The sequence below is a fragment of the Nostoc sp. 2RC genome, from assembly GCF_014222165.1.
In the GTDB taxonomy this organism is placed as follows: Bacteria; Cyanobacteriota; Cyanobacteriia; order Cyanobacteriales; family Nostocaceae; genus Nostoc; species Nostoc linckia.
Map to the genome: position 1 here is coordinate 1 of NZ_JACKZU010000445.1, position 6,114 is coordinate 6,114.

The window sequence follows — 6,114 nt, forward strand, 5'->3', positions numbered from 1 at the left end:
TCTCTCCCCACCTCCCCACTTCCCTAAGAAAATAAATTATGAGAAAACTTTACTTCTTACTTCCTGGTACAGATGGTAAATTTGCCTGCGGTGGTCTTTGGGCAGAATTGAAAACAGTTAATTTGGTTCAGCAAATTTGTAGCGCAGATGTTGTTACTTATCGTCAACGGGAAACAGGTAAGCAATTTATTGATGATTTGCTTCAACAAAAAAATCTCAATGAAGCGATTTTTGTAATCAATTGGGGATTTGATGTACCTCAACTTGTTTCTAAACTGAAACAATACAATGTTGTTTACCACGCACATAGCCCAGGTTATCCATTTAAACTACCCGCAAGTATTCCGATTGTTGCTGTTAGTCGCTATACAATGGGATATTGGGGAGAAAAATCACCCCATTCTTTGATTTATTATTTGCCAAATCAAATTTCTGATGAATTTAAAAATTTAGGTCAGGCGCGAGATATTGATGTTTTAGTTCAGGCTCGAAAATCTTCTGAGTATTTAATCAAAGAATTGATTCCAGAATTACAAAAGCATTGTAATGTTTTCGTTGTCGATTCTTATGTCGAAGATTTACCTGGATTATTCAACCGAGCAAAGGTCTACCTTTATGATTCTGCTGAATACTGGGCACAGCAAGGTGTTAGTGAAGGATTTGGACTGCAACCAATGGAAGCCCTTGCCTGTGGATGTCAGGTATTTTCTAGTGTGAATGGTGGATTGTCAGATTATTTAGATCCTGGATTTAATTGCTATAAAATCGCTGGATATTCACTAGAATATGATGTGCAACGTATTCTCAAAGTACTTGATTCTTCAGTAGCCGTTACATTGAATCAAGATTTTTTTGCCGAGTATCGAACTAAAAATATTATTAAGCGTCTGCAAGTAATTTTGGATGAATTAAATGTATTTTTTGACCACAAAATGCAGCAGCCATCTAATATTAAGAGTTTGACCAAAATTCGTATGACTAAATTACGGGCACAGAGGATATATGGTAAGCTGAAAAAACAATATTTAAAGTTTAAATAAGCTAACCGCAACTAAAGAAGAGAGGAAACTGGATGAGTCGGCGATTATTGGTGACGGGGGGTGCGGGGTTTATTGGAGCGAATTTTGTACATCATTGGTGTCAAGCTTATCCAGATGACCGAGTGGTGGTGTTGGATGCTCTAACTTATGCAGGAAATCCCTTGAATTTGAAATCTGTTGAGGGAAGAGAAAATTTTCGGTTTGTGCAGGGAGATATTTGCGATCGCCCCCTCATAGATAATTTATTATTAACTGAAAATATTGACACCATCGCTCATTTTGCTGCTGAATCCCATGTTGATCGCTCGATTCTCGGCCCTGGTGCTTTTGTACAAACTAATGTGGTAGGAACTTTCACTCTCCTCGAAGCTTTTCGCCAACATTGGCAAGCAAAAGCACAGCCATCAAATTATCGTTTCTTGCACGTTTCTACTGATGAAGTCTACGGTAGTTTAGGCCCAGATGATGCAGCTTTTTCTGAAACTACGCCCTACGCTCCCAATAGTCCCTATTCTGCTTCTAAAGCTGGTAGCGACCACTTAGTCCGTGCTTATTATCATACATATAAACTGCCGACAATTATTACAAATTGTTCTAATAATTATGGTTCCTATCAGTTTCCAGAAAAGCTGATTCCCTTAATGTGTATCAACACCTTAATTGGTAAACCATTACCTGTTTATGGCGATGGTAAAAATGTCAGAGATTGGCTTTATGTGGGCGATCATTGTCGGGCATTAGATGTAGTCATAAATTCTGGTAACCCAGGGGAAACATACAATATTGGTGGCAATAATGAGGTGGAAAATATTACCCTCGTGGAGCTTTTATGCCAAATGATGGATGAATTAGCACCCGATTTACCAGTGCATCCAGCCAAACAGTTAATTACTTTTGTGAAGGATAGACCAGGACACGATAGAAGATATGCAATTAACGCCGATAAAATCAAAACTCAACTTGGTTGGACACCTTCAGTTACAATTGCCGAAGGTCTACGTTTAACTGTTGAGTGGTATCTCACTCATCGTGATTGGTGGGAACCTTTATTATCTGCGGAATACCAAGCTTATTATCGGAAAAATTATTCTGTAAAATGACCTAAAATCGGACTAACTCTAACTAGTAACGATCTCATATTTTTATGTGGAATTAAATTATCATGATGTAAGCGGCCAATAATTATGCCTGGATGTCTATTTTGACTGTGAGAAAATTCTTCAATGGCTTTACGAGAAAATACTTTTTTACTTCTAATAATAAATTCATTTAATGTCTGGGGATTTATTAACCAGCCAGCAGCTTTTTCATTAGCTTCCATTTCTTTATCGTTGTCTTCTAACGCATCCAAGTTATCAAAATAAGCTCCTTGATGTCCTAAAACAATATGTGCTAACTCATGCATAAGAGTGAACCAAAATGAATCTATCCTGTCATATCTTAATGTTAAAGCGATAACAGGATTGCTGTTTAAATAAAAGGCTGCTCCATCTAAGTAGGTTTTGCTTAAATGCGGCACAATTAGAAAATGTACACCTAAATCTGTTAACAATTGAGGAATCCGCACCACACTTTCTACTTCTTGAGCACAAGCAAGAATTTCAGGGATAGCAGTCTCTAATTTTTTGCGTTCAAAGCTAGCAACTGTTTGTTGTTTTGCTAGGTTTTCAACTCGTTTTATCCAAGCTATGCGAGAAGTTATCTCTGGTTGTCGATACTCAGAACAACGGAAATTAACATCTAGTTGGTGTGTTTCATCTAAAGAAGATACGCCGAAAAAATCACAGACTTGGCGTTCCAATTCATCAATAGAATCTGCTGCTTGAATCCATTTATTTTTAATTAGTTCAGATATAGGAGCAATTGTATACAATCGGCTTTTACGAGCTATATCTTGCTCCTTTTTTTCTTTTCCCACTAAATGAAGTCGATACTTGGCTTCCAGGTTTGTCCAGAACTCTGGAGAAGTACCCAAGGCTTGGGAGAGTTCGATAGCCGTTTCTGGTGTAATTTGTTTGCTTCCACGGATAATTTCATTGATAGTTTGAACTGGACGCCCCATAATTTCTGCTAAATCTTTCTGTGTCCAGCCACGGGCTTCTAATTCTCGACTTAAAATTTTTCCTGGTGTTGGTACTCTTGCTGGTGCTAGGTTCTGGCTCATATTCCTGTCTCCCTACTGCCCTACTTAGTGGTAGTCTTCGATATCGATTATTGTGAGATGGTTTCCCTGTTTATCCTCATGCAGTGTCACAATTAGACGCCACTGGTTATTTAAACGTAGAGAACGCTGTCCTTTTTTTCCTCGTTTTCCTGACAACTTCTCAAATCTTAATCCTTTGTGAGCATATAAATCTCGCTCATCTACAGCAGCATCAATAATAGCCATGACTTCAAAAAAGTCATCAACCACACCTGGGTATTTATGAGCATCTTTTTCTTCTGTGTAAAGTGCTTCGAGTTTCTTTTTTTTAAAGTGAAAACGCAAAGCTTCCCCCAAGTTAAATGCATTGGATTCTGCATTATACAATAACTGACTTCAGTCTTGGGGTGAATAACTGATATTTTAATTGTAAATCTTATTGCAACAAGAGATTTAAGCTGTTTGTAAAGTTTTTCAGGTGGTATTCAAATTTAACACAAACCCATTCTCTAAAGGGCTTTGCTATTTTTTTCAAGAGTGTATTTTACTTGAACTCGATAGTTTTTCTATTAATTATATAGTACAATTATACTATATGCTTGAATTAACGGCAAGTTATACAAAGCATCTTTTCAACCCACTTATACAAATTGAGTCTGTTGCAAAAGTCATTTATATGGCGGGACAAGGGAGACAAAGAGAATAACTCCTGACTCCTGACTTTTATCTCTGTGAGAAATCGATTTTTTTTGCGAGAAGTCTATTAAATCCACGACAGTCTAATAAGACAGTTATAGATTGCTCCCACAGTTTCTCTAGATAATGACTATCCTTGAATAGTAAGGGAAGAGATTAGCGTAAATTGCCAGCAGGTGTCAGATGCTGCAAGTAGAACAGATATTACAAGGGCGTTATCAAATTCAACGCCAACTCGGTAACAATGGAATTCGTCAAACTTGGCTAGCATTGGATTTACAAGCTGAGACTGAAGAGAATTCCACTGTTGTGGTCAAACTTTTGGCCTTTGGTGGTACTGTGCAGTGGGATGATTTGAAACTTTTTGAGAGGGAAGCGCAAATCCTCAAACAGCTAAATCATCCGCGCATCCCCCAATATATAGATTATTTTTGTATTGACGATCGCACTCTCTGGTTTGGTTTAATACAACAGTATATCCCTGGTGAATCACTCAAGGATAAACTTGTCAGTGGTAAAAGGTTTAGTGAAAAACGAGCTAAAAAAATTGCCGTTGAAGTATTAAATATTCTTACGTATTTGCATGAATTGAATCCAGGAGTATTGCATCGAGATATTAAACCAAGTAATTTAATTTGGGGCGAAGATAATCGAATTTATTTAGTTGATTTTGGCGCAGTTCAAGATAAAGCAGCAAAAGAAGGCGTTACTTTTACTGTTGTTGGTACTTATGGCTATGCGCCAATGGAACAATTTGGGGGACGTGCGGTAGCAGCTTCCGATCTTTATGCATTGGGGGCGACTTTAATTCATTTGCTAACTGGAATTCCCCCATCTGATTTACCCCAGCAGGATTTACGATTGCAATTTGCAAATCGTGTTAACCTCAGTCCCAGTTTTATCAGTTGGCTAGAAAAATTGGTAGAACCCGCACCAGAACAACGATTTACTAATGCCCGCCAAGCCATAAAAGCTCTCAAATCTGGTCTGGTTGTCAAATCTGCAAACAACTATCAGCTTTTACCGCCAAAAGAAATTATTAACAACTCTGGATGCGGTATCAACAATCACAATGAAACAGTGCCAGAGGAAATTCTCGGTTGGAATTGGGGAGCGTTTCTCATGCCTTGGTTATGGATGTGGACTAACCAAGTGTGGTATGGATTATTCTGTTTTATACCTCACGGTTGGTGGGTAATGGCCATAGCTCTTGGTGCTAAAGGCAATGAATGGGCTTGGAAAAGTAGACAGTGGCGGAATATTGAACACTTCAAAGCGCACCAAAGAGGCTGGGCGATCGCTGGTATTTTAATTGGTGCGCCCATTAGTATTATGTTGTGGCTGAGAGCGATCGCTTTAATTAAATCTGCATTTTAGTGGCTATGGGAATTGGGAGTTAGGAGTGAGGAGTTAGGAGTTAAAAATTATCTCCCCGCTCCTCTACCCTCAGTCCCCATTAACCAGTCACTTGGGATTCAACTACACCAATGGGACAAGAAACATTTGTTCCTCCTAAACCGCAGTAGCCATTGGGATTTTTCGCTAAGTATTGCTGATGGTAGGCTTCCGCGTAGTAGAATTCTGGTGCATCTAAGATTTCTGTGGTTATCTTGCCGTAGCCTGCTTTATTAAGGGCTTGCTGATAAGCTTCCAGCGATGCTTGTGCTTGCTGTTTTTGATTTTCGGAGTATACATAAATTCCCGAACGGTACTGAGTGCCAACATCGTTACCTTGGCGCATACCTTGGGTGGGATTGTGGCTTTCCCAGAAGACTTTCAGTAATTCTGAGTAACTAACTACTTTGGGATCGAATACAACCAAAACCACTTCGTTGTGACCGGTTCTTCCACTACACACTTCTTCATAGGTGGGATTTGGTGTGAAACCGGCAGCGTAACCCACTGCGGTGGTGTAAACTCCTTTGAGTTGCCAGAATTTGCGTTCTGCGCCCCAAAAACAGCCCAAACCAAATAATGCTTTTTCTAATCCATCAGGGTAAGGAGGTTTTAGAGGATTTTTATTGACATAATGATGAGCTGGTACTGACATAGACTGCGCCCTTCCTGGTAAAGCTTCCTCAGGTGTGGGCATATTTTGTTTTTTGCCAAATCCGAATAGTGCCATTGATTTTGACTCTGAATATATATCTTTACCTTATTTAATATTTTAACGCTGTAAAGATTTTGGCGATCGCTTGGCATTTTCGTAGAATCCTCACCAGAGGTGTAGTGGTG

General features: G+C 39.0%; 6 protein-coding genes. 3 read left to right on the plus strand and 3 right to left on the minus strand.

Annotated elements, in window-relative coordinates; translation table 11 throughout:
• Positions 1-38: 38 nt before the first annotated feature.
• Both GNE10_RS30905 and rfbB read left to right on the plus strand, forming a co-directional pair.
• Positions 39-1,040, plus strand: coding sequence for a glycosyltransferase (locus GNE10_RS30905; protein ID WP_185569679.1), 1,002 nt, complete (start codon positions 39-41; stop codon positions 1,038-1,040).
• Positions 1,041-1,072: 32 nt separating this feature from the next.
• On the plus strand, positions 1,073-2,140 hold the full coding sequence (rfbB, locus tag GNE10_RS30910; protein WP_185569681.1) for a dTDP-glucose 4,6-dehydratase: 1,068 nt from the start codon (positions 1,073-1,075) through the stop codon (positions 2,138-2,140).
• Here the strand turns inward: rfbB and GNE10_RS30915 are convergent.
• Together GNE10_RS30915 and GNE10_RS30920 are read right to left on the minus strand one after the other, a co-directional pair.
• The gene (locus GNE10_RS30915) at positions 2,125-3,204 is read right to left on the minus strand and encodes a HigA family addiction module antitoxin (RefSeq protein ID WP_185569683.1); all 1,080 of its coding nucleotides are present in this window, start codon (positions 3,202-3,204) and stop codon (positions 2,125-2,127) included. The genes rfbB and GNE10_RS30915 overlap by 16 nt on opposite strands.
• 24 nt (positions 3,205-3,228) lie before the next feature.
• Positions 3,229-3,570 carry a type II toxin-antitoxin system RelE/ParE family toxin gene (locus GNE10_RS30920; protein WP_260447098.1) on the minus strand — a complete coding sequence of 114 codons (342 nt, stop codon included), beginning with the start codon at positions 3,568-3,570 and terminating at the stop codon, positions 3,229-3,231.
• Positions 3,571-4,062: 492 nt separating this feature from the next.
• On the opposite strand from GNE10_RS30920, the gene GNE10_RS30925 reads away from it, so the two are divergent.
• Positions 4,063-5,256, plus strand: coding sequence for a serine/threonine-protein kinase (locus GNE10_RS30925; protein WP_185569684.1), 1,194 nt, complete (start codon positions 4,063-4,065; stop codon positions 5,254-5,256).
• Positions 5,257-5,335: 79 nt separating this feature from the next.
• On the opposite strand, the gene msrA is transcribed toward GNE10_RS30925, so the two are convergent.
• Entirely contained in the window at positions 5,336-6,004 is a 669-nt protein-coding gene (gene msrA, locus GNE10_RS30930) for a peptide-methionine (S)-S-oxide reductase MsrA (RefSeq protein WP_185569685.1), read from the minus strand.
• Positions 6,005-6,114: the final 110 nt, after the last annotated feature.

Bases quoted from the DNA above. Each gene is read 5' to 3' on its own strand.
- GNE10_RS30905 (WP_185569679.1), top strand. From the start codon at position 39: ATGAGAAAACTTTACTTCTTACTTCCTGGTACAGATGGTAAATTTGCC.
- rfbB (WP_185569681.1), top strand. From the start codon at position 1,073: ATGAGTCGGCGATTATTGGTGACGGGGGGTGCGGGGTTTATTGGAGCG.
- GNE10_RS30915 (WP_185569683.1), bottom strand. From the start codon at position 3,204: ATGAGCCAGAACCTAGCACCAGCAAGAGTACCAACACCAGGAAAAATT.
- GNE10_RS30925 (WP_185569684.1), top strand. From the start codon at position 4,063: ATGCTGCAAGTAGAACAGATATTACAAGGGCGTTATCAAATTCAACGC.
- msrA (WP_185569685.1), bottom strand. From the start codon at position 6,004: ATGGCACTATTCGGATTTGGCAAAAAACAAAATATGCCCACACCTGAG.